General features: G+C 71.5%; 18 protein-coding genes. 14 read left to right on the top strand and 4 right to left on the bottom strand.

What is annotated here, in order from left to right:
* Positions 1-6 precede the first annotated feature (6 nt).
* The 7 genes from KCH48_RS02010 to KCH48_RS02040 all read left to right on the top strand — a co-directional run bounded on the left by KCH48_RS02010 (position 7) and on the right by KCH48_RS02040 (position 9,253).
* Positions 7-1,779 carry an FAD-dependent monooxygenase gene (locus KCH48_RS02010; protein ID WP_210569750.1) on the top strand — a complete coding sequence of 591 codons (1,773 nt, stop codon included), beginning with the start codon at positions 7-9 and terminating at the stop codon, positions 1,777-1,779.
* An 83-nt stretch (positions 1,780-1,862) separates the two neighbouring features.
* Complete coding sequence (locus KCH48_RS02015; RefSeq protein ID WP_210569751.1) at positions 1,863-2,957, top strand: LacI family DNA-binding transcriptional regulator; 1,095 nt, start codon at positions 1,863-1,865, stop codon at positions 2,955-2,957.
* A 111-nt stretch (positions 2,958-3,068) separates the two neighbouring features.
* A complete protein-coding gene (locus KCH48_RS02020; protein ID WP_210569752.1) occupies positions 3,069-4,385 on the top strand; it encodes an ABC transporter substrate-binding protein in 1,317 nt (438 codons plus the stop codon).
* 37 nt (positions 4,386-4,422) lie between these two features.
* Entirely contained in the window at positions 4,423-5,382 is a 960-nt protein-coding gene (locus tag KCH48_RS02025; protein WP_307840808.1) for a sugar ABC transporter permease, read from the top strand.
* Entirely contained in the window at positions 5,379-6,221 is an 843-nt protein-coding gene (locus tag KCH48_RS02030) for a carbohydrate ABC transporter permease (RefSeq protein WP_210569754.1), read from the top strand. The genes KCH48_RS02025 and KCH48_RS02030 overlap by 4 nt, the downstream gene beginning before the upstream one ends.
* Positions 6,218-7,246: a hydroxyacid dehydrogenase gene (locus tag KCH48_RS02035; RefSeq protein ID WP_210569755.1), complete on the top strand. Its 1,029-nt coding sequence runs from the start codon at positions 6,218-6,220 to the stop codon at positions 7,244-7,246. Before KCH48_RS02030 ends, KCH48_RS02035 begins: the two co-directional genes overlap by 4 nt.
* Before the next feature lie 36 nt (positions 7,247-7,282).
* Positions 7,283-9,253 (top strand): DUF2264 domain-containing protein, encoded by a 1,971-nt coding sequence (locus KCH48_RS02040; RefSeq protein ID WP_210569757.1) that lies wholly within the window; start codon positions 7,283-7,285, stop codon positions 9,251-9,253.
* A 5-nt stretch (positions 9,254-9,258) separates the two neighbouring features.
* Here the strand turns inward: KCH48_RS02040 and KCH48_RS02045 are convergent, their stop codons facing one another.
* Positions 9,259-11,163, bottom strand: coding sequence for a glycoside hydrolase family 97 protein (locus KCH48_RS02045; protein ID WP_210569759.1), 1,905 nt, complete (start codon positions 11,161-11,163; stop codon positions 9,259-9,261).
* 125 nt (positions 11,164-11,288) lie between these two features.
* Here KCH48_RS02045 and KCH48_RS02050 point away from each other — a divergent pair, with 125 nt between their 5' ends.
* Positions 11,289-14,150: a Tat pathway signal sequence domain protein gene (locus tag KCH48_RS02050; RefSeq protein WP_210570891.1), complete on the top strand. Its 2,862-nt coding sequence runs from the start codon at positions 11,289-11,291 to the stop codon at positions 14,148-14,150.
* Between the two features lie 67 nt (positions 14,151-14,217).
* On the opposite strand, the gene KCH48_RS02055 is transcribed toward KCH48_RS02050, so the two are convergent.
* Both KCH48_RS02055 and KCH48_RS02060 read right to left on the bottom strand, forming a co-directional pair.
* Positions 14,218-14,409, bottom strand: coding sequence for a CsbD family protein (locus tag KCH48_RS02055; RefSeq protein WP_210569761.1), 192 nt, complete (start codon positions 14,407-14,409; stop codon positions 14,218-14,220).
* A 129-nt stretch (positions 14,410-14,538) separates the two neighbouring features.
* A complete protein-coding gene (locus KCH48_RS02060; RefSeq protein WP_210569763.1) occupies positions 14,539-14,772 on the bottom strand; it encodes a hypothetical protein in 234 nt (77 codons plus the stop codon).
* Between the two features lie 120 nt (positions 14,773-14,892).
* Here KCH48_RS02060 and KCH48_RS02065 point away from each other — a divergent pair, with 120 nt between their 5' ends.
* The 6 genes from KCH48_RS02065 (at position 14,893) to KCH48_RS02090 (ending at position 21,330) form a co-directional block, all read left to right on the top strand.
* Positions 14,893-15,738 (top strand): EamA family transporter, encoded by an 846-nt coding sequence (locus KCH48_RS02065; protein ID WP_210569764.1) that lies wholly within the window; start codon positions 14,893-14,895, stop codon positions 15,736-15,738.
* 87 nt (positions 15,739-15,825) lie between these two features.
* Positions 15,826-16,470 (top strand): endonuclease, encoded by a 645-nt coding sequence (locus KCH48_RS02070; RefSeq protein ID WP_210569766.1) that lies wholly within the window; start codon positions 15,826-15,828, stop codon positions 16,468-16,470.
* A 136-nt stretch (positions 16,471-16,606) separates the two neighbouring features.
* A complete protein-coding gene (locus tag KCH48_RS02075) occupies positions 16,607-17,467 on the top strand; it encodes a fructosamine kinase family protein (protein WP_210569768.1) in 861 nt (286 codons plus the stop codon).
* Between the two features lie 136 nt (positions 17,468-17,603).
* On the top strand, positions 17,604-18,635 hold the full coding sequence (locus KCH48_RS02080) for a LacI family DNA-binding transcriptional regulator (protein WP_246884685.1): 1,032 nt from the start codon (positions 17,604-17,606) through the stop codon (positions 18,633-18,635).
* 119 nt (positions 18,636-18,754) lie between these two features.
* On the top strand, positions 18,755-19,240 hold the full coding sequence (locus tag KCH48_RS02085; protein ID WP_246884686.1) for a hypothetical protein: 486 nt from the start codon (positions 18,755-18,757) through the stop codon (positions 19,238-19,240).
* A 29-nt stretch (positions 19,241-19,269) separates the two neighbouring features.
* On the top strand, positions 19,270-21,330 hold the full coding sequence (locus tag KCH48_RS02090; RefSeq protein ID WP_210569770.1) for a beta-galactosidase: 2,061 nt from the start codon (positions 19,270-19,272) through the stop codon (positions 21,328-21,330).
* Here the strand turns inward: KCH48_RS02090 and KCH48_RS02095 are convergent.
* Positions 21,312-22,373, bottom strand: coding sequence for a LacI family DNA-binding transcriptional regulator (locus tag KCH48_RS02095; protein ID WP_246884687.1), 1,062 nt, complete (start codon positions 22,371-22,373; stop codon positions 21,312-21,314). The genes KCH48_RS02090 and KCH48_RS02095 overlap by 19 nt on opposite strands.
* Positions 22,374-22,530: the final 157 nt, after the last annotated feature.

A 22,530-nucleotide genomic window follows, 5' to 3' on the forward strand; every position in this document is an offset into this window, starting at 1 on the left:
GACAGCATGAGCACGCCTGAGCAGCACTACGACACCGACGTCCTCGTCATCGGCAGCGGCCCCGCCGGCGGTACCGCGGCCCTGCTGCTGGCGACCTACGGGATACGCACCCACCTGGTCACCAAGTACGGGTGGCTCGCGGACACCCCACGCGCCCACATCACCAACCAGCGCGCGATGGAGGTCTTCCGCGACCTGGGAATCGAGCAGGAGGCCCTGGAGAAGGGCACACCGAGCCATCTGATGGGCGACACCGTCTTCGCCACGTCGCTCCTCGGCGACGAGATCGGCCGCATCCGTACCTGGGGCACCGCGGACGAGAGCCTGACCGAGTACGCGGCACAGAGCCCGTGCGGGATGATCGACCTCCCGCAGACCTACCTGGAGCCGATCCTCCTGTCCAACGCGGCCAGGCGGGGCGCCGTGGTCAGGCTCAACACCGAGTTGGTCGACTTCGAGCAGGACGTGGACGGTGTGACCGCGCGCCTGCGCGACCGGCCCGGCGGCACCGAACACACCGTACGCGCCCGGTACATGATCGGCGCCGACGGCGGCCGCAGCCTCGTCGCGGAGAAGCTCGCACTGCCCATGGAGGGGCAGATGGGCAAGGCGGGCAGCATGAACATCGTCTTCCAGGCCGACCTCGCGCGATATGTCGAGCACCGCCCCAGCGTCCTGTACTGGATCATGCGCCCGGGCGCCGACGTCGGCGGGATCGGCATGGGCCTGCTGCGTATGGTGCGGCCGTGGAACGAGTGGCTCATCGTCTGGGGCTACGACATCGACAACCCCCCGCCGGAGGTCACCGACGAGACCGCGGCGGCGATCGTCCGCGACCTCGTCGGCGACGACCAGCTCGACGTCCGCATCGACAACGCCTCGCTCTGGACGGTCAATCACGCCTACGCGACCCGGCTGCACGCCGGACGCGTCTTCTGCGCCGGAGACGCCGTCCACCGGCACCCGCCGTCGAACGGCCTCGGCTCCAACACCTCCGTCCAGGACTCCTACAACCTCGCCTGGAAGCTGGCGGCCGTCCTCAACGGGCACGCCGGGCCCGAGCTGCTGGACACCTACTCCGACGAACGTGCCCCGGTCGCCCGGCAGATCGTCGAGCGCGCGAACCTCTCCCGGGACCAGTTCCTGCCCCTCTTCGAAGCCCTCGGCGTCGTCGGAGGGTCCGCAGAGAACGCTGAGGGCATCACCAAGGCGCTGCACGCGGCGCGGCAGCCGGACGCCGAGGGGGCGAAGAAGCGGCGGGCGATCCGCGAGGCGATCGAGCTGAAGCACTACGAGTTCAACGCCCACGGCGTCGAGCACAACCAGCGCTACGAGTCGGCCGCCGTCCTCCCCGACGGCACCGTCGAGACGATCACCCGCGACGACGAACTCTTCGGCCGCCCGACGTCCCGCCCCGGCGCCAAGCTGCCCCACGCCTGGCTCGTCGACCACAAGGGCGGCCGTATCTCGACGCTCGACCTCGTCGGCAGGGGCGGCTTCTCGGTCGTCACCGGTCTCGCCGGAACGCGATGGGCCGAAGCCGCCGACACCCTCGCCCAGGAACTCGGGCTCGACCTGCGCGGCGTCGTCATCGACCGCGACGCCCATGACGCGTACGGCGAGTGGAGCCGCCGCGCGGAGATCGACGAGGAGGGCGTGCTCCTGGTCCGGCCCGACGGATACGTGGCCTGGCGCCGGAGCAGTGGCGCCGCCGACGCCGACGAGGCCGTACACCTGCTGCGCCAGGCGCTGACGGCGGTTCTCTGCCGGCCTGCGTAACGGTCGGTCCCGCGCCTGCTCGTCTGATCGATTGATCGGTAGAGTGGAGGTATCGCGGGCAATCGATCGGAAACGGTGAGGGCATGCGGGAGTCGGCGGAGAAGCGGCAGGCCCGGATCGCGGAGCTGGTGCGGGTGCGGGGGGTCGCGCGGATCACCGATCTCGCCGACGAACTCGGCGTCTCGGTCGTCACGGTGCGCCGGGACGTCGAGGACCTGGCCCGGCGCGGAGAGGTGCGCCGGGGGCACGGGGTGGCGCGGTCGCTGCGGCCGGTGGCCGAGGGGAGCCTGGCTGGGGGCGATGCCGTCGCCATGATCGTGCCCGAGCGGAACACGTATCTCACCGAGGCCGTCCAAGGCGCCCGGGAGGCCGCGGAGAAGGCCGGGCTGCGGCTCGAACTGCACATCGCGGCCGACGACGGCGGGGCGGAGCGCGAGGCGGTTCGGCAGGCGCTCGACGGCGGCGCGCGCGGGCTGCTGCTGTCGCCGCACTGGCGCACGCGCGCCGAGGAGATCGACGCGGACCACGCGTGGCTGGCCGCCCTGGACGTGCCCGTCGTGCTGGTGGAGCGGCGCCCCGCCCGCACCGGCGCCATCTACCCGCTGGACTCCGTGCGTTCGGACCACGCGTACGGCGTGCACCTGGTGCTGGAGCACCTGGCCGGCCTCGGCCACCGGCGGATCGTCCTGGCCGCACGCGACGACAGCCCCACCGCGCGGGTGATCCGCGACGAGTTCGCCGGGCAGACCGCCGCCCGGGGTCTCGCCGCGGGCTGCCGGACCATCCTCAGTTCCCGCACCGCGGGCCCCGACCCGTCCGCCGCCGACCCGCGCTCCGCGGACCTGGTGGAAGCGGTGCGGAAGACCGGCGCGACGGCGGTGCTGATCCACAGCGACATGGACGCGCTGGTGCTGGTGCAGCGGCTGCAGGCGGCCGGGATCGATGTGCCGGCGCGCTGCTCGGTGGTGGCCTACAACGACGTGGTCGCCGACATGGGCCCGGTCCCGCTGACGGCCGTCGCACCGCCCAAGGCCGAGCTCGGCCGGATCGGGTTCGGCCTGCTGCTGCGCCGCCTCGGTACGGCCCGCGAGGGACTGCGCCCCGAGGCGACCCGGCACGTGGATCTGCTGCCGAGCCTGGTGATCCGCGAGTCCACGGAGACGCGCACCGCCCGCTGACACGCACGAGTTGTTCGTTTGACCGCTTCGGTTTCTTCTGTTCGATGTATTGACGCCTTTTTCGTCTCCCGCTCAGGATTTGGGTAACCCAGCAATGACGCGGGAGGCCCCATGCCGGCTCGACGACGCGTACGCCTGGCCACAGCCGCACTGTTCACCGCCATGACCTTGTTGCTCGCGGGCTGCTCCTCGGGCGGCGGCGACAGCGCCGGGACCGGGCCGGTGCGTCTCACCTTCTGGTCGGCGCTGCGCGGCACCCAGGAGGTCGTGGACGAGTACAACCGCAGCCAGGACAGGATCCGGGTCGACTATCAGCAGGTCCCGTCCGGCCCCCAGGGCGGCTGGGCCAAGCTCAGCAACGCCGCCCGCGCGGGCAACGCACCCGACGTCGCCACCATCGAGTACCCCCAGCTGCCCGGCTACGCCATCGACGGCGTGCCCCGCGACCTCACCGACCTGCTCCCCGACGACGTACGCCGAAAGTTCCTCCCACAGGCCCTCGACCTCACCACCCTCGACGGCCGTATCTACTCCGTGCCGGTGGACATCGAGCCGATGATGTTCTTCTACCGCAAGGACGTGCTGACCCGGCACAGCATCCAAGTCCCCCGGACCTGGGCCGAGTTCGAGACCGCGGCCCGCGCGCTGAAGAAGGCCGACCCCGGCTCCCGGCTCGCCAGCTTCTTCACCAACGGCTCCCAGCACATGGCCGGGTTCGCCTGGCAGGCCGGCGCCCAGTGGTTCCGGACCGCCGACGACACCTGGCGGATCACCCTGGACGACGCCCCGACCCGCAAGGTCGCCGCCTACTGGCAGCGCCTCGTCGACCAGGATCTGGTGCGCGTCGAGCCGGTGGACAGCCAGCAGTGGCGAGCGCATCTCCAGAACGGCGAGACCGTCGGCTACCTCGCGGGCGCCTGGGCGGCCGGCTCGCTGATGAACTCCACCCCCGGCGGCAAGGGGAAGTGGGCGATCGCGCCGCTCCCGCAGTGGGACCCCGCGAAACCGTCCCTCGGCACGCAGGGCGGCTCCACTTTCGCCGTCACCAAGGACAGCCAACATCCCAAGGAGGCATTGGAGTTCATCCTCTGGATGGTCACCAGCCCGGACGCCCTGCGCGCCAAGCTCTCCAGCGGCATCAGCAGCGCCTACCCGGCCGTACCCGCGCTCGTCCCCGTGGCCCGCAAGGAGATGGACACCGCCTACTACTCCGGCCAGGACATCTTCGGCCTCTTCGAGGAGTCCGCCCGGCTGGTCAGCCCGCGCTGGCAGTGGGGTCCGCGCATGACCTCCACGATCACCTCCGTCGAGGACGGGTTCGCCAAGGCCGGAGCCGGCAGCGGCAGCATCATCGGCGCCCTGCGCGAAGGCGAGCGCAGAACGCTGCCCGACCTCAGCAGCCTCGGCCTGTCGGTCACCACCCACTGAGTCGGTCACCACCAACTGAGGAGCAGCCGTGAGCACAGTGCTCTCCGAAGAAGAACGCACGGGAACGAAACCTCCCGCCACGCGTCCCACCCGCCCCCGCCGCGCCGGACGCCGCCAGCAACTCCTCGCCTGCGTCACGCTCCTCGCCCCGTTCACGGCCCTGCTCATCGCCGTGTTCCTGATCCCCGTCGGCTACTCGGTCTACCTCAGCCTCTTCTCCCAGGACCACGAGGGCCTCGGCTTCGGCGGCGGCACCACCGTCTTCACCGGGCTGCGCAGCTATCTCGCGGTCCTCGACGACCCGAGCTTCCGCTCCGGCTTCGCCGTGATCGCCCTGTACTGCGTGATCTTCGTCCCGGTGGTCGTCGTCGGCGCGCTCGCCCTCGCCCTGCTCCTCGACTCCGGCCTGGTCCGGCTGCGCCGCACCGCGCAGATGATGCTGTACCTCCCGCACGCGGTGCCCGGCATCATCGCCGCCGTGATCTGGCTGTACCTGTACACCCCCGGCCTCAGCCCCGTCATCAAGGTGTTCGCCGAGGCGGACATCCACATCGACTTCCTCGGCCTGCACACCGTGCTGCCGGCCATCGTCAACATCGCGCTGTGGAGCGGCCTCGGCTACAACATGGTGATCTTCTACGCCGCCCTCCAGGCCCTGCCGCGGGAGGTGATCGAGGCCGCCCGCATCGACGGCGCCGGCCGCCTGCGCACCGCGCTGTCCGTCAAGGTGCCGATCATCCGCGGCTCCGTCGTCATGGTCTGCATGTTCGCCCTGATCGGCGCGCTCCAGCTGTTCACCGAACCCACGCTGATGAACCAGGCCACCCCGATGGTCAACTCCCGCTACACGCCGAACATGTACATCTACGACGCGGCCTTCCGCCGCAACAACTACGGCCTGGCCTCCGCCGCCTCCGTGATCCTCCTCGTCGTCACCTGCGCCCTGTCGTTCGCCGTCACGCGCTGGGCCGGCCGCCGCGAACGGAGCCCGCGATGACCACGAGCAGACTCACCAGCCGCGCCGTCGCCAACGTCGTCGTCCTCGTCGCGGCCCTCTACACCCTGCTGCCCGGCCTGTGGCTGCTGCTGGCCTCCACCAAGAACTCCGACGCCCTCTTCAGCAGCGACATCCTCAGCCTCGGCGACTTCTCGCTCGGGCGGAACCTCACCGACCTGTTCTCCATGGAGGGCGGTGTCTACGGTCGCTGGTACCTCAACAGCCTGCTGTACGCGGTCGTCGGCGCCCTCGTCGGTTCGCTGATCAGCGTCGCCGCCGGGTACGCCTTCGACAAGTACGACTTCCCGCACAAGGAGAAGCTGTTCGGCCTTGTCCTCACCGGCGTCATGGTCCCGCCGACCGTGCTCGCCCTGCCGCTCTACCTGGTGGCGTCCAACATCGGCCTGGTGAACACCTTCTGGGCCGTGTTCATCCCGGTGCTGTTCAACCCCTTCGGCGTCTATCTGGCCCGTCTGCTCAGCGGCGGCTATGTGCCGACCGAGGTGCTGGAGGCGTCCCGGGTGGACGGCGCGGGGGAGTTGCAGACGTACTTCCGCGTCAGCCTGCGCATGCTCGGCCCCGGCTTCGTCACCGTCTTCCTCTTCCAGCTCACCGCGATCTGGAACAACTTCTTCCTGCCCATGGTGATGCTCTCCGACCAGAACCTGTATCCGCTCAGCCTCGGCCTCTACACCTGGAACAGCTCCGCCACCGTCTCGCCCGAGTACTACCCGCTCGTCGTCATCGGCTCGCTGCTCGCCGTCGTCCCGCTGATCGTCGCGTTCGTGACGCTGCAGCGGTACTGGAAGTCGGGCCTGACCGCCGGAAGCGTGAAATGACCGAACCCCGCCCTCACCGGCGCCGCCCGCGCGCCGTCCTGGCCATGGCGCGGCGGACCGCCCGCCAGGTCCTCGACGCCGACGCGCGGGCCCGCCTCGCCGACCTCACCGACATCGACCCGCACCTCGTCCTGGACGACCTGACCACCCCCGACGCCCACCGGGCCCTCGCCGACGCCGAGTTGCTCGTCACCGGCTGGGGCTGCCCGCCCCTCGACGCGGCGGTGCTGCACGCCGCGCCCCGGCTGCGTGCGGTCGTCCACACCGCGGGCACGGTACGCCACCACATCACCCCCGCCTGCTGGGAGCGCGGCCTCGCGGTCTCCTCCGCCGCCGCGGCCAACGCCGTCCCGGTCGCCGAGTACACCCTCGCCATGATCCTGCTCGCCAACAAGCGTGTCCTGGAGACCGCCCGCGTCTACCGCGCCGAGCGCCGCCGCGTCGACTGGAACGAACGCCACCCCGACGCGGGCAACTACCGCCGCACGGTGGGCATCCTGAGCGCCTCTATCATCGGCCGCCGTGTCATCGACCTGCTCCGCCCGCACGACCTGACGGTCCTCCTCCACGACCCCTACGTATCCGACGCCGAGGCCCGCGCCCTCGGCGTCCAGCCGGTGTCGCTGCCCGAGCTGTTCGCGCGCTGCGACACCGTCAGCGTCCACACGCCACTGCTGCCCGAGACCCGCGGCCTCGTCAGCCGCGACCTCCTCGCCCGGCTGCGCACCGGCGGCACCCTGATCAACACCGCACGCGGCGCCGTCGTCGACCAGGACGCCCTCACCGACGAGGTGGTGTCAGGACGACTCCACGCCGTCCTGGACGTCACCGAGCCGGAGGTCCTGCCCGCCGACTCCCCGCTCTACGACTGCCAAAACGTCGTGCTCACCCCGCACATCGCCGGCTCCAAGGGCGGTGAGCTGCGCCGCCTCGCCGAACTGGCCCTGGCCGAGATCGAGTCGTACGTCCTCGGCCGCCCCTTCGCCCACCCCGTCCGGCCCGAACGCCTGGCGCGCCTCGCCTGAGACGAGCCCGTAACGAACAGGAGGCGTGGCCCGGCCATGCCCGAACTCCCGCTCCCGCCCGAAGACCGCACCCTCAGCCCGTACACCGGTTACACCCGCGCCCACTGGGAAACCGTGGCCGACCACCTGCTCACCGCCGCGCTCCGCTACGCCACCCCCGGCCAGGCCCTCATCGACCTGCCCGGCCCGCCCTCGAAGTCCGGCGTCCGCTCCGACGGCCTGGAGGGCTTCGCCCGTACGTTCCTGCTCGCGGCCCTCCGCACCGCCGGAGCCTCGGGCAAGGACCCGCACGGCTTCCTGGACCGCTACACCGCCGGCCTCATCCGCGGCACCCGAACCCCCGGCCGCGACGACACCGAGTCCTGGCCGGAGATCGGCCACCACGGCATCCAGGGCCAGCCCATGGTGGAGTCCGCGTCGGTGGCCCTCGCCCTCCGCCTCACCGCACCCTGGACCTGGGACACGCTCTCCGCCGCCGACCAGGACCGTGTCGAACGCTGGCTGCGCGGCGCGCTCACGCACACGCCCGCACCCAACAACTGGTACCTCTTCCCGCTGACGGTCGCCGGTTTCCTGGAGTCCGCGGGCCGGGGCGACACCGAGACGCGCCGCGCGATCCAGCGGGGCCTCGACCTGCTGGACGGCTGGTACCAGGGCCAGGGCTGGTACTCCGACGGCGACGGCCGTGCCTTCGACCACTACAACGGCTGGGCCCTCCATCTCTACCCCCTCCTCCACGCCCACCTGGCCGGAGACGGTCCCCTCCTGGACCGACTCGGCCCCCGCCTCCGCGAGTTCCTCGGCGGCTTCGCCCTCCTCTTCGACGCCAACGGCGCCCCGATCCACCACGGCCGCTCCCTGACGTACCGCTTCGCCGCGACCGCTGCCGTGGCCCTGGGCGCCCTCACCGACCACACCCCGCTCACCCCGGGCACCACCCGCCGCATCCTCAGCGGAGCCCTGCGCCACTTCCTCGACCGCGGCGCCCTCACCGAGGACGGCATCCTCACCCTCGGCTGGTACGGCCCGCACGCGGCGACCCTCCAGCGCTACTCGGGGCCGGGCTCCCCGTACTGGGCGTCGAAGGGCTTCCTCGCCCTGCTGCTTCCGCCCGAGGACCCGGTGTGGACGGCGACGGAGGAGCGAGCCCCCACCGAGGGCCCCGACCGTGCACTCGCCCTGCGAGCCCCCGGACTGCTCGTCCAGACCACCACCCGGGACGGCCTCGTCCGCCTGCACAACCACGGCAGCTACAAGTTCGACTCCCGCGAGCCGGAGCAGGCCCCCGGCAACCCGCTCTACGCCCGCCTCGCCTACTCCACCCGCACCGGCCCCACCAGCGCCGCCAACACCCCCGACAACCACATCGCCCTGGAGGCCCGCGGCACCCGCAGCGCCCGCATCCGCATCAACCCCCTTGCCGACGGCCCGAACTGGCTCGCCTCCTGGCACCACCCGGTCTTCCTCGAAGGCGGCCCCGTCCTGCCGTCGGCCCGCATCGAAAGCCTGACCCTCGCCCACGGCAGCCTCGAACTACGCGTGCACCGCACGGTCGGCGTACCACCGGGAACGCCCGTCCACCACACGGGTTGGGCGGTCGCCGTCTCACCGGAAGCCGCCTCGCAGGCCGGGCAGACCGACGAACTCCGGATCGATGGCGACGAGGTGACCAGCCTGCTGCTCGGCCTGCACGGCTGGCGGCAGCAGGCCATACTCCGCGCCCCACAGGGCACCGCGTTCGGCCCCTGGGCCCTGGTCCCCGAACTCACCGGAGCGGTGGGGGAGGACGAGCCCGGCACCCTGTTCGCCGCACTCGTCTCCCTGACCACCGACCCGACCCCGCTCACCGACCAGGTCACCACCGAGGTGAACGGCTTGATCCTCACGGCCCACTGGCAGGACGGCACGCGCACGACAGTGAACTTCGAGGATGTCCCCGCGGTGACCGAATCGCCCCGAAAGGGGCGCGGGGAACTGCGCGACAAGCCCCCACGGCCTGCACTGTGATCCACTCACCCACAGCTGGCACGACCGGTCTGCACGGGACAAACCCGCGCCGCAAACCCCCCGTTCGCAGGCACATCCACAACAAGCCGCGACCCGGCAGTCACCTCACGCGTCTCGACAGCGAGACCTCCACCCGGCGCATCCCGGTAAAGATCCACCAACCACCGCCCGGACCCAAGGAACCCGAGCGACGCGTCCAGCGTCCGCGCACCCCCCGAAGTCACCGCCCCCAAGAACCACTCACCCCCCGACCGCCGAGCGAACACAGCCCGATCCCCAGGCGCGCCATCAACCAACTCGGTGTCGTCCCAAACCGCCGGCACCCCCGCCAGGAACCGCTCCGCAAGCGGCCGCGCCGCATACGACTCGACACTGTCGGCAAAGTGCTGCACCCCGGACTCGTACACCACCGACAACGCCAACTCGGCCGCGTCACTGGTGGGCCGCACACCGGTGAAGGTGACCGGCGTGAAGTCCATGGAGCCGGTGAGATTACGGGTGAACGGCAGCGTCGTGTAATGCCCCGCAGGGAACGGCTCGCGCCCCGGCCGCGGACGCGTCCCCTCGGCGCCCCGCACCGCCTCGACGGTCATCAACTGCGGCCACGTCCGCTGCTGCCCACGAGGAATCGTGCCGCCGTGGAAGTTCAGCATCAGCTCGTACTTCGCGCTCCCGGCGAAGATCGCGTCGTACCAGCGCATCCGGTCCTGCCCGTCCGACTCCATGAAGTCGATCTTCAGCCCGACCGCGCCCCAGCCCTTCCACCGCGCCAGCAACGTGTTGATCTCGCTCGCCGCGTCGATGGTCTGCCACCGGACCCACAGCCAGACTCCGACGCCCTTCTCCCGGGCGTACGCGATGAGTTCGGGCATCCAGTCGTTGCTCCAGCCCGAGTCGACGAGCACATACTCCCAGCCCTGTTCCGCGGCGAAGTCGACGAACTTCTTCTGCGCGGCGAGGCTGGTCGGGCTCTGCCCGTCGGACCACCAGGACCAGGCGGCCTTCCCGGGCTTGATCCACGAGGTGTCGGCGACCTTGGACGGCGCCGCGAGATCGGTGATCAGGTCGCTCTCGGTGACGGTGGCGAGATCGCCGATCACCATCGTGCGCCAGGGAGTCGCGAAGGGCGCCGTGGCCACCTCGGCGGGGTCGGGCAGTTTCAGGCTGAAGTGGCCCGCGTCCGCGTCGACACGGTCGAGGGTAAGGCGGGAGCCCGCGTAGGAGCTGTCGAGGCCGGACTCGCCGAGAAGCATCCAGCTGTCGCCGTCGACGCGGAACAGGGACGGATAGCCGTAGTCGGTACCGGTCTTGGCCTGCGCGAGCGTCGTGTGCTGGTGGATGGACTCGTAGTCCTGGCGGCCGTTGTCGTACGGCAGCAGGTAGGAGTCGGCCTGCGCGGGCACCGCGTACTGCGAGGTCTCGCCCAGCACCGTCACGGCGCCGGAGTCGCCGTCGCCTCGCGGGAGTTCATAGCGGTAGGCGACACCGTCGGCGGCGACCCGCAGGGCGATCCGCAGCATGCGGCCCTGCTTGCGGAAGGTGAAGACGGATTCGGTGGCGTCGAGGGTGTGCCGGGTGCGGGCGCCGGTGGTCGTCGTGTACGTCTCATGGACAGGCCGGTCCCGGCGGCTGACGAAGCTCAGCCCGGCGGAGAAGTCGGTGACGGCGGTACGGATGCCGAGGGCGGACGGCCGCAGCACCGTCGTACGGCCGTCGCGGGCGGTCAGGGTCAGGCCGCCGGAGTCGGTGAGGGCCAGCTGGGCGGAGAGGGGGCCGCCGCCGGGAGCCGCGGTTCGCCAGCTCCGCTCCGGGCCGGCGTCCTGGCCTTCGGCGGCGGTCGGAGCGCACAGCGTCGCCAGGCAGGCGGCGACCGTCAGGGCTCTGGTGACTGTGGATCGTACGACACGCATGTGTGCCTCCCACGCACGAGTCATCGGGTGAATCGGTCGTGTGGTTCGGTGTATTGACGCATCATTAGCCGCTTCCTACGCTCCCGTCTAGCCAAGTCATCGGATCAATCTGAGGGAGATCGATGATGAGAGTCAGTAGACGAGGCTTTCTCGGAGGTGTCGCCGCCGGTGCCGCGACGTCGGTCGCCGCACCGGCGGCGGCCGCTCAACAGGGCGGCGGCCCCGGGGGATTGGTCGGTATGCGGACCGACCGCGAGTGGCAGGAGTTCCTCGCCGCGCAGGACCCGGTGTGGAAGCGGCTGCCGCGCACCTGGTACGAAGGGCCCTTCCTCGGCAATGGGCTGCTCGGCTCGATCGTCTACCAGGAGCCCGGCCGCAACGCCCTGCGCTTCACCGTGCACCACAGCGAAGTCCAGGACCACCGGCCGGAGTTCGGCAGCGATTGGGGCGTGGCCCGCCTCCCGGTCGGCAACCTGCTGTTACACCCCGTCGGCACCATCACCGGCGCCGATCTGCGCCTCGACCTGTGGAACGCCGAGATCACCGGCACCCTCACCACCGACAAGGGCGCCATCCGGCTGCGCGCGCTGGTCCACAACGACCGCACGCTGCTGCTCGTCACCGCCCGCGCGGACGCGGGCGAGCGGAACTTCCGCTGGGAGTACGTCCCTTCACCCGCCGTCAGCCCGCGTATCGTCCGCGAGGATCCGCCCGACGACCTGGAACCCAACCCCGCACCGGTGACCACGAAGGAGCCGGACGGCACGACTCTGGTGGTGCAGTCGCTTGTCGCGGGCGGGCAGACGGCCAGCGCCCACCGCGAACGCGCCCACGGCGACGACCGGACGTTCTGCCTGGCCGTCACCCACTCCCACCCCGGCACCGACGCCGAGGGCCGGGCCCGCACGGCGGTCCGCAAGGCGTCCGCGCTGCCCGTCTCCAGCCTGCTGCGCACCCACCGCGACTGGTGGCACGCCTTCTACCGCAAGAGCTTCGTCTCACTCCCGGACGGCATGCTCCAGAGCTTCTACTGGCTCCAGCTCTACAAGCTCGCCTCCGCCGCCCGCGAGCACGCCCCCGTCATGGCCACCACCGGCCCCTGGCTGGAGCCCACCCCCTGGCCCGCCGTCTGGTGGAACCTCAACGTGCAGCTGGAGTACTGGCCGGTGCACGGCTCCAACCACCTGGAACTGGACGCGATCCCGCGCACCCTCGCCGAGAACACCGACACCCTCATCGGCGCCCTGAAGCCGCAGTACCGGGCCGACTCGGCGGGCCTGCGCCGCTCCACCGACGCCCAGTGCGAGGACAGCGGCAGCGTCGCCGTCCCCGGCGGCTCCGGTGACCCGGAGGTCGGCAACCTGCCCTGGGCGCTGCACAACGTCTGGCTCACTTACCGCCACACCATGGACCGGGGCCTGCTGGAGGACATCCTCTACCCGCTCCTGCGCCGCTCCACCAGCTACTATCTGCACTTCCTGTACGAGGGCGACGACGGCCGGCTCCATCTCCCGAAGACCTTCTCACCGGAGTACGGCAGCGCCCCCGACTGCAACTACGACCTGGCGCTGCTGCGCTGGAGCTGCGCCACCCTGCTCGACACCGTCGAACTGCTCGGTGTGGACGACGAGTTGGCGCTGAAGTGGCGGCACGTCCTGGACCGGCTCACCGACTACCCGGTGGACGCGAACGGCTTCATGATCGGCGCCGGGGTTCCGTTCGCGAAGTCGCATCGCCACTACTCCCACATGCTCGCCGTGTACCCCCTCTACCTCGTCAACTGGGAACAGCCCGAGCAACGCGACCTCATCGAGCGGTCGTTGAAGCACTGGATCGGCTTCGAGGGTGCCCTGCGCGGCTACAGCTTCTCCGGTGCCGCGTCCCTCTCCGCGATGATGGGCCGGGGCGACGACTCACTGACGTATCTGCGGGAGCTGGTGGCCCGGTTCGTCCAGCCCAACACCATGTACTACGAGGCCGGCCCGGTCATCGAGACTCCGCTGTCGGCGGCACAGAGTCTGCACGACATGCTGTGCACGAGCTGGGGTGACACCATCCGGATCTTCCCTGCCGTGCCGGGGGAGTGGCGGGACGTCACCCTGCACGACTTCCGCACCCAGGGCGCGTTCCTCGTCAGCGCCGTCCGCCGGGGCGGCCGTACCCGCTGGGTACGGGTCCGCAGCCTCGCCGGGGAGCCCTGCCGGGTGCGCCATTCACTGGGCGGGCGCGTCACGGTCGCCGGGATCGGCGGCCCGGCTCCCGACTGGCGCGACCTCGGCGACGGCGTCGTCGAACTCGACCTGCCCCAGGGCGCGGAGGCCGTGATCCACCCGGCGGGCCGCCGCCCCGAGCTGCGGATCGCCCCCGTGCCGGTCTCCGCTCCCGCCGACCGGTGGGGCCTGCCGGAGCTGCCGCAGTCCGGAACCGTCACCCAGGTCGACCTGACGGGCCACTTCGACAACGACGGCATCACCACCGAGATGTACTACGGCGACGGGGACTTCGACGGCACCGGCCGCACCTACCCCATGGCCCAGCTCCCGCAGACCGGCCAGACCTCCGACAACGGGATCGGCTTCGCCTTCACCAACGGCAGCGAGGGAACGAACAACAACGTCGTCGCGGGCGGCCAGAACATCTCCGTACCGCAGGGCGCCTACGGCAAGTTGCACGTGCTCGGCGCGGGCGACACGGGGAACGTCACCGTCCCGGCGACGCTCCGGTACGCCGACGGGACCACCGCCTCGACACAGCTCCGGCTCACCGGCTGGCTGGCGTCGGGACCCGCGTACGGCGAGACCACGGCGGTGACGACCGGTCAGATCCACACGCGCAACGGGCCGTTGGGCACCAAGGCGGCCATCTTCCACCAGGTCGTCGAGGTCGACGCGACCCGTCAGCTCACCGGGATCACCCTGACCGCGCCGACGGGCGGCACCGCCCGTGCGCACGTCTTCGCGCTCTCGCTGGAGGCTGTCGGCGGGTAGGTGTGGGGCGTCATGAGTCGAGGCCGCGGCACGGGTCCACCGTGTCCGCGGCCTCGGTCCAGCCCGCTCAGACGTCGTCCCGCTTCGCGGAACGCCCGCGCTGCTTGATCCGCTCCTGGGCCTTGCCCTTGAGCTTCTTGGCTTCTCCGCGCGCCTGCTCGAGCTTGCCCTCGGTCTGCATGTCGCGGTCGCCGGTGACCTTTCCGGTCATTTCCTTGGCTTTGCCCTTCATCTTGTCCGCGCGGCCCTTGTCGGCCATGGCTCCTCCTGAGGTGAGACAGGGCTTGCCCGCCCAAAGTAAGCGGGTGGGGCAGGCCCCGCGCGTCGGACGATGACGCTGCGTGAGCGCCGCGCCGCCGGACGGCCGGGGCGGGCCTTCCGGACGCGGTCAGCCGTTCAGCCGCTTACGCAGCAACTTCTTGCCCAGTTCGGCGCCTTTGCGGCTGTCGGCCTGCGCCTTGCGGAACAGGTCCACGACCTCCGTGTCCTTCTCGCGCTCCGCGTCCTGGATGTACGTCTCGAGCCGCAGCGCGTTGTTCAGGCAGGCCTCGACGTACCAGATCAGGTTGTAGTCCTTGTCCGGCGTGCCCGTGACGCCACCGGTCTCCGTGCTGCTGGTCATGGTGAACCTCCTCCGGTCCGAAACGGAACGGTCGAGTACCCCGGGCGGCGAGGCGTACACGGCCTCCCCGAGTGCTGGTCACCGGCGGATGACGACGGCTGGGGCGGGCACTTGGAGCGGATGGGTGCTGTGCTCGCCCTGGCCTCCGCGGTCTGCTACGGCATCGTCGACTTCGCCGGCGGACTGCTGTCCCGCCGCGTCCACTTCGCCGTCGTCACCTTCCTCGGACAGGTCGGAGGCTTGCTCCTGGCGGTCGCCGCCGCGCTGCTGTTACCCGCGACAGCGGTCCGGTCCACGGACGTCGCCTGGGGCGCGGCGTCCGGCGCCGGAAGCGCCGTGGCCATGCACTTCCTCAACCGCGGTCTGAGCCGTGGCGCCATGAGCATCGTGATCCCCGTGAGCGCGGTCACCGGGGTGGCGCTGTCGGTGCTGTGCGGGGTGTTCCTGCTGGGCGACCGGCCCACTCCGCTCGCCTGGCTCGGCATCTGCGCCACCGTTCCCGCTCTGTGGCTCGTCTCCGCCGGCGGCGACGGCCACGGCAGCCGAGCCCCGTCCGGGCGGCGGCTGCCGGTGGACGGCCTGATCGCCAGTGGGGGAGTGGCGGTCCAGTACATCGGCCTCGCCCAGGCGGACCCGGCGAGCGGCCTGTGGCCCGTGGCGGCCGGCCGGGTGGCCGCGGTTCTCCTCCTGCTCCCGGGCATCCGGCGGCACGCCGCCGAGTTCCGCCGGCCGGTCCGGTCGCTGGGCTGTGCGGTCCTGATCGGGGCGGGAGCGGCGCTCGGGCTCATCCTGTATCTCCTCGCCGCCCACCAGCAGATGCTCGCCGTCGCCGTCGTCCTGGCCTCCCTTTACCCGGCGGTCCCGACGGCCCTGGGACTCGCCGTCCTGCACGAGAAGGTCACCCGGACCCAGACGTCGGGTCTGCTGATCGCGGGCGTCGCGATCGTGCTGCTCAGTCTGGGGTGAGCGGTTGGGTGCCGTACGGCCGCATCGACCGGACCCGCGACGGGTACCCGGAGCACTCCGGAATTCAGTTGGATCGGTGGCCTGACGATGAGTGCGAAGACCGACAACGCGGTGGTCCGGGCCCTGCTCGACCGGCAGGAGCGCACCTACGCGGCGCAGGCCGGGATCAGACTGCGCAACACCCCCGGCCCCCTCTACCAGACGCTCGTACTGGCGATCCTGCTCAGCGCGCGGATCAAGGCCGATATCGCGGTGGCCGCGGCAAGGGCCCTGTTCGACGCCGGAATGCGCGACGCCCGCTCGATGGCTCAGGCGTCCTGGCAGGAACGCGTCGACGCGCTCGGCGAGGGCGGCTACCGCCGCTATGACGAGCGGACCGCGACGATGCTCGGCAAGGGGGCCGAACTGCTGCTGGAGCGCTACAAGGGCGATCTTCGGCGCCTGCGCGAGGAATCCGACCCCAAGAAGGCCCTGCGGGACATACCCGGGATCGGTCCCACGGGAGCCGATATCTTCCTGCGCGATGTGCAGGGCGTATGGCCGGAGTTCGCACCGTACTTCGATCGCAAGGCCCAGGACGGTGCGCGCCGGCTCGGACTGCCGACGTCGCCCGACAAGCTGGCCGGATTCGTGGGCGAGCGTGACGTGCCGCGGCTCGCGGACGGCCTGGTCCACGCGGCCCTCGACAAGCCCCTGGCCGACGAGGTGCTCGACGCCGCGAAGGCGGCGTGACAAGGCGTTCCGGAGTACGCGGCCATGGGACGGCCGGGGTGCCGCGTTACGCTGGCGCGGTGCCGGACCTGATCGCAGCCGCGCGGCCGCACCGCCCTGACACACACAGCCGCCCTGCGCACGGGCACCCGCGCTCATGACCGCCGGTACCCCGCGCGCCGCGGCGGAGCGACTCAGCGGGCGCCGGGTGACCCACGAGCGTCGGCTCAACGCCGCACTCTCCGAAGTCACCCTGGATGACGGCCACATGGTGATGGTCAAGCGTGGTGACGGCCCGGCCGCCGCGCAGGCCGAGGCGGCCGGGCTGCGCTGGCTCGCCGCCGCCGGCACGGTCCGCGTACCGGAGGTGCACGGCCACGACCGTCACTGGCTGGTGTCGGACCGCGTCCCGCCCGGCGCACCGACCCCCGCCGCGGCGGCCCGTTTCGGCGGTGAGCTGGCAGCCCTGCACGCGTCCGGTGCGCCCGCGTTCGGCGCCCCGCCGCCCGACGGCCCGGTGGACGCGTACATCGGGCTGGCCCCGATGCGTAACTCGCCTGGCACCGACTGGCCGGAGTGGTACGCGGAACACCGAGTGCTGCCGTATCTGCGCCGCGCGGTCGACGACGGCACGATCCGCCCCGCCGAGGCGGCCGTGATCGAGCGGGTCTGCGGGCGGCTGCCGGAGCTGGCGGGCCCCGCCGAGCCGCCCGCCCGGCTGCACGGCGACCTGTGGAACGGAAACGTGCTGTGGGGCGCCGACGGTCACGCCTGGCTGATCGACCCGGCCGCGCACGGCGGACACCGTGAGACCGACCTGGCGATGCTCAGCCTCTTCGGCTGTCCTCACCTGGACCTCGTACTGGACGGCTATCAGCAGACCGCACCCCTGGCCGAAGGCTGGACGGACCGCGTCGGACTGCACCAGCTCTTCCCGCTGCTGGTGCACGCGGTGCTCTTCGGCCGTGGCTACGCGGAACAGGCCCTGGACGTGGCTCGGGCGGCACAGGCGCGGTGATCTTTTGGGGTCGATGGCGTACGGACCATTGACTCGGTCCTGAGCGACCCTGAGACTGACATGACTACGTAGTCATAGAGCTTGGCCCTGAACTCGCACCCACTCATGACTACGTAGTCGCGAACGAGGAGGATGCATGGCGACCACCGCTGCCGAGGGCGGACGACGTCGGCGCGGCCCCGGTATGACGGAGGTCGCCCGGGTCGCCGGTGTCTCGCAGAAGACGGTGTCGCGGGTCGTCAACGGCGAACCGCATGTCAGCCCGGAGGTACGCGACCGCGTCCTGCGGGTCATCCGGGAGCTGGACTACCGCCCGAACAACGCGGCGCGTGCCCTGCTCCTCGGCCGGTACCGGCGGATCGGCGTCGTCACGCTGGGCACCGCTCTGTACGGACCGTCCACCCTGCTCAGCGCGCTGGAACGGGCGATGCAGCGGGCGGGCTACTCCTTCGCGCTGGCCGGAACCCTGGAGGGGCAGCGAGTCTCGGTAGCTGTGGAGTCCCTCCTCGAACAGGGCGTGGACGGGATCGTCCTGTCCGAGCCGATCGACGACGGCACCCCGCTCCGGTTCAGCGCGGACGTGCCGGTGGTCAGCCTCGGCGAGGGCATGGAACTCACCGAAGGGGTGGGCGCCGTGGTCGGCGCCGACGGTGTGGCGGCCGCCCGCATGGCGACCGAGCATCTGCTCGGGCTCGGCCACCGCACGGTCTGGCACCTTCCCGGACCCCAGGACTGGTACGCCGCCCGCGACCGGCTGCGCGGCTGGCGCGAAGCGCTCGATGCCGCCGGCGCCCCCGAGCCGCCGCTGCCCACCGAGGGCGACTGGAGCCCGGCCTCCGGGTACGCGGCCGGCCGCCAGCTGGCCCAACTGTCCGAAGTCACCGCCGTGTTCGCCGCCAACGACGACATGGCGATCGGCGCCCTGCGCGCCTTCGCCGAGGCGGGACTGGCCGTCCCCGACGACGTGAGCATCGTCGGCTACGACGACATCCCCGCCGCCCCTTACCTCTCCCCACCCCTGACCACCGTCCGGCAGGACTTCACCGCCGTCGCCGACCACGCCGTCGACACCCTCATCGCCATGATCGAAGGAACGTCCCGTCCGGCTCTGCACACCGCGCTCGCGGTCGAGTTGGCCGTACGGGCCTCCACCGCACCCAGCCGCTGATCCGTCGGCGGAACGGTCTGCGGCACCTCGCCGCCGACCCGATCCGCCTGCCCGCGTGCGCCGCCCGGGACGGCCGCGCACGCGACACTTTCGCAGCCGCGCCACGTGAGGAGTCACGTGTGGACACCCCATCACGCCGAACCGTGCTCCGCAGCGCCCTGGGACTGGGGGCAGGTGCCGCACTCGCCGCCTGTGGCACCGGGAGCACCACCGCCCGTACGTCCGGAGACGTGACGCTCGCCCTGTGGACCCACGACCCCGGATACGAGGCCTTCTTCACCAAGGGCATCACGGACGCCGACCGCCTCACCGACTTCCGCTACCGGCTCGAGGTCACCCGCGCCGGGGCCCCCGACCTCGTCACCAAGCTGCTCGCCCAGGCAGTCGCCGGCCGCGGTACACCCGACCTCGCGGGATTCGAGATCGGCAGCTTCCCGCGGATGCTGCGCGGCGACATCGCACCGCGCCTCCTGCAGCGCGAGCGAGTTCGGCATCTTCCGCCGTGTCGTGCTGCCCCTGCCGCTGGCCTGCCCGCCGTCGCCCTCTTCGTCCTGCTCCGCAAACAGCTCCTCGAAGGCCTGTCCACCGGCGCCGTCAAGGGCTGACGCCGCCTCAACCGACGTATAGGAGAAGCATGTTCGAGCTGCCCCCACGGGTTCTGTTCGGTGCCGCCTACTACCACGAGTACCAGCCCTACGAACGCCTCAAGGACGACCTCGACCTGATGGCCGAGGCCCGCTTCACGGTGATCCGGGTCGGCGAGTCGGTGTGGTCGACCTGGGAGCCGGAGAACGGCCGCTTCGACCTCGACTGGCTGCAACCGGTGCTGGACGGGGCACAGGAGCGGGGGATCGCCGTCGTCCTCGGAACGCCCACGTACGCGGTGCCGCCGTGGCTCGCCCGGCAGTACCCGGAGATCGCGGGGGAGCGTCGCACCGGTGAGCGGATCGGCTGGGGCGCCCGGCAGGAGGTCGACTTCACCCACCCGGCGTTCCGCTTCCACGCCGAGCGGATCATCCGCAAGGTCGTCGGCCGCTACGCCGACCACCCGGCCGTGATCGGCTTCCAGGTCGACAACGAACCCGGCCTCGAACTCTTCCACAATCACGGCGTGTTCCAGCGCTTCACCGACGAACTGCGGGCGCGGTACGGAGACGTGGAGACCCTCAACCGAGCCTGGGGCCTGGTCTACTGGTCCCACCGGCTGTCCACGTGGGCCGACCTGTGGACCCCCGACAACAACGCACAGCCCCAGTACGACCTCGCCTGGCGCCGCTTCCAGGCCCGCCTCACCACCGAGTTCATCGCCTGGCAGGCGGACATCGTGCGCGAGTACGCCCGCCCCGGCCAGTTCGTCACCACCTGCATCTCCTACGACCGCAAGGGTGTCGAGGACGACAAACTCACCGAGCGCCTCGACGTCACGGCGGGCAACCCCTACTACACGATGCAGGACGCCCTCACCCTGCCCGACCGCAACCGCGACGATCAGGGCTGGACGACCAACGGCACCTGGGCGCTGTACCGCAGCGCGGACCGCATGTACTCCTCCCGCCAGGAGCCCTACCTGGTCACGGAGACCAACGCCCAGGCGATCGGCACCCCGTGGAACAACCGCCCGGCCTACGACGGCCAGTGGCGCCAGGCCGCCTGGGCGCTGGTCTCCCGCGGCGCCTCGATGATCGAGTACTGGCACTGGCACACCCTGCACTTCGGCACCGAGACCTACTGGGGCGGCATCCTCCCGCACAACGGCCGCCCCGGACGCGTCTACCGCGAACTGGCTGTACTGGGAAAGGAGTTGGAGACGGCGGGTGACCTGGTGTCGGCCCTGACTCCCGACGCCGACGTGGCCTTCCTCTACTCCTCGCCGAGCAAGTGGGCGCTCCAGGCCCAGGCGCCACTCGCCCGGCCGGACGGGAGCGCCGACGAAAGCTCGTACCAGACCATCTTCGACGCCTTCTACCGCGGCGCCTTCGGCGCGGGCCTCCAGTCCCGCATCCTGCACCCCGGCCAACTGCCCGACCACGACCTGCCCCCCGTCCTGGTCGCCCCCGCCTTCTACGCCGCCGACGACGAGACCCTCGACCGGCTCAAGGAGTACGCGGCCAACGGCGGCCACCTGATCCTGGGCCCCCGCACCGCCTACGCCGACACCGAGGCCAGGGCCCGCACCGAGGCACAGCCGGGTCAGCTCGCCGAGGCGGCCGGAGTGACGTACGACGAATTCAGCAACCTCGGAGCACCGCTCACCGTGACCGGCAGCTCGGACTTCCAACTCCCGCCGAGCGCCCACGCGTTGCACTGGGTGGATGGTCTGCAGCCGCAGGGCGCCGAGGAGCTGGCGGCGTACGAGCACCCGCACTTCGGGCGCTGGCCCGCGGCCACCACTCACCGGCATGGAGCCGGCCGGATCACCTATGTCGGCACGGTCCCCGACCCCGAGTTCGCCCGGGCCCTGTTCCAGTGGGCCGTCCCGGCGGACGAGTGGCGCCCGGCCCTGCCGAGCGTCACCGCGACCTCCGCCACCGCCCGGGACGGCCGGCGGGTGCGCTTCCTGCACAACTGGTCGTGGGACGAGGTGTCGGTTCCGGTGCCCGCGGCCGTACGGGATGTGCTGTCGGGCGCGGTGCACTCGGAGGCGGTGCCGCTGGGGCCCTGGGACGTGAAGGTGCTTCAGGAGGAGCGGCCGTAGGGACCGCTGCTGCGGCGGACGACCAGTTCGACCGGGACGAGCGGCTCGACGCGGGGCGGCTCGGCGGGGTCGTCGATGCGGTTGAGCAGCAGCCGCAGTGACCGGGTGCCGATCTCGGCGAAGTCCGTGCGGACGGTGGTCAGCGGGGGGAGGAAATGGGCGGCCTCGGGGATGTCGTCGTAGCCGACGACGCTGACCTCCCCGGGGACGGCCCGCCCGGCCTCGTGCAGGGCGTGCAGGACGCCGAGCGCCATCTGGTCGTTGGACGCGAACACCGCCGTGACGTCGGAGCGGCCGGCCAGCTGTTGCCCCAGGTCGTATCCGGACTCGGCGCTCCAGTCGCCGGTCAGCGGAGCGTGCACCTCGGCCCCGGCCGCCTCCAGTGTCGCCTGCCAGCCGGCGACGCGCAGATCGGCGGAGGTCCATCCGGTCGGGCCCGCGATGTGGAAGACGGTCGGGTGACCGAGGCGCAGCAGGTGCTCGGTGGCGTCACGGGCGCCGATGCGGGAATTCGCGGTGACCAGGGGCGGGCCGCCGCCCCCGAGGTCGTTCTCCAGGACCACCAGCGGGCTGTCGAGACGGGCGTCCGCCAGCGCCCGGCCCACCCATGCCTGCGGGGCGATGGCGATCACGCCGTCCGCGCCCTCGGCCGACAGCCGATCCACGGCCTGGACCACCGTGTACGGGTCGGCCGTGTCGAGGGCGATGGAGCTCACCAGGTAACCGGCCTCCTGCGCCGCCGTGTTGATCGCGGTGAGGATGGAGGCGGGCCCGTAGCGCGCCGCGTCGAAGGAGATCACGCCGAGCATGCGGGTCCTGCCGCTGGCCAGGGACCGGGCGCTGCGGCTCGGGCGGTAGCCGAGCGTACGCATCGCGGCCCGCACCGCCTCCCGGGTCTCGGGGCGCACCGCCGGGTTGTCGTTGAGCACCCGCGACACGGTCTGCTTCGAGACACCGGCCAGCCGGGCCACGTCATCCATGACAGGACGCGCCCCGGCAAAGTTCCGACGACTGCGCCCCTTCGGAACGGCGCTACTGGTCATGGCGGGTGCTTCCTCGGCATCGCGGCGGGAGGTCCTCAGCATAGGCGGCACGCGCGGCGGGCCTGTCCCGGCCGGGACAGGACCCGACTGTCGCGCCCCCCCCACCCGACGGTAACCGTCCCCGGCTGTCGCGGGCCGCGCCCCGCAGGGGCGCGGC

Source organism: Streptomyces sp. GESEQ-4 (genome assembly GCF_017948455.1).
GTDB lineage: Bacteria > Actinomycetota > Actinomycetes > Streptomycetales > Streptomycetaceae > Streptomyces.

Excerpts from the sequence above, each read along its gene's own strand:
- KCH48_RS02075 (WP_210569768.1), top strand. The coding sequence starts at position 16,607 with ATGACCGCCGGTACCCCGCGCGCCGCGGCGGAGCGACTCAGCGGGCGC.
- KCH48_RS02095 (WP_246884687.1), bottom strand. The coding sequence starts at position 22,373 with ATGACCAGTAGCGCCGTTCCGAAGGGGCGCAGTCGTCGGAACTTTGCC.
- KCH48_RS02055 (WP_210569761.1), bottom strand. The coding sequence starts at position 14,409 with ATGGCCGACAAGGGCCGCGCGGACAAGATGAAGGGCAAAGCCAAGGAA.
- KCH48_RS02070 (WP_210569766.1), top strand. The coding sequence starts at position 15,826 with ATGAGTGCGAAGACCGACAACGCGGTGGTCCGGGCCCTGCTCGACCGG.
- KCH48_RS02060 (WP_210569763.1), bottom strand. The coding sequence starts at position 14,772 with ATGACCAGCAGCACGGAGACCGGTGGCGTCACGGGCACGCCGGACAAG.
- KCH48_RS02035 (WP_210569755.1), top strand. The coding sequence starts at position 6,218 with ATGACCGAACCCCGCCCTCACCGGCGCCGCCCGCGCGCCGTCCTGGCC.
- KCH48_RS02040 (WP_210569757.1), top strand. The coding sequence starts at position 7,283 with ATGCCCGAACTCCCGCTCCCGCCCGAAGACCGCACCCTCAGCCCGTAC.
- KCH48_RS02050 (WP_210570891.1), top strand. The coding sequence starts at position 11,289 with ATGAGAGTCAGTAGACGAGGCTTTCTCGGAGGTGTCGCCGCCGGTGCC.
- KCH48_RS02045 (WP_210569759.1), bottom strand. The coding sequence starts at position 11,163 with ATGCGTGTCGTACGATCCACAGTCACCAGAGCCCTGACGGTCGCCGCC.
- KCH48_RS02030 (WP_210569754.1), top strand. The coding sequence starts at position 5,379 with ATGACCACGAGCAGACTCACCAGCCGCGCCGTCGCCAACGTCGTCGTC.
- KCH48_RS02015 (WP_210569751.1), top strand. The coding sequence starts at position 1,863 with ATGCGGGAGTCGGCGGAGAAGCGGCAGGCCCGGATCGCGGAGCTGGTG.
- KCH48_RS02080 (WP_246884685.1), top strand. The coding sequence starts at position 17,604 with ATGGCGACCACCGCTGCCGAGGGCGGACGACGTCGGCGCGGCCCCGGT.
- KCH48_RS02010 (WP_210569750.1), top strand. The coding sequence starts at position 7 with ATGAGCACGCCTGAGCAGCACTACGACACCGACGTCCTCGTCATCGGC.
- KCH48_RS02065 (WP_210569764.1), top strand. The coding sequence starts at position 14,893 with ATGGGTGCTGTGCTCGCCCTGGCCTCCGCGGTCTGCTACGGCATCGTC.
- KCH48_RS02020 (WP_210569752.1), top strand. The coding sequence starts at position 3,069 with ATGCCGGCTCGACGACGCGTACGCCTGGCCACAGCCGCACTGTTCACC.
- KCH48_RS02090 (WP_210569770.1), top strand. The coding sequence starts at position 19,270 with ATGTTCGAGCTGCCCCCACGGGTTCTGTTCGGTGCCGCCTACTACCAC.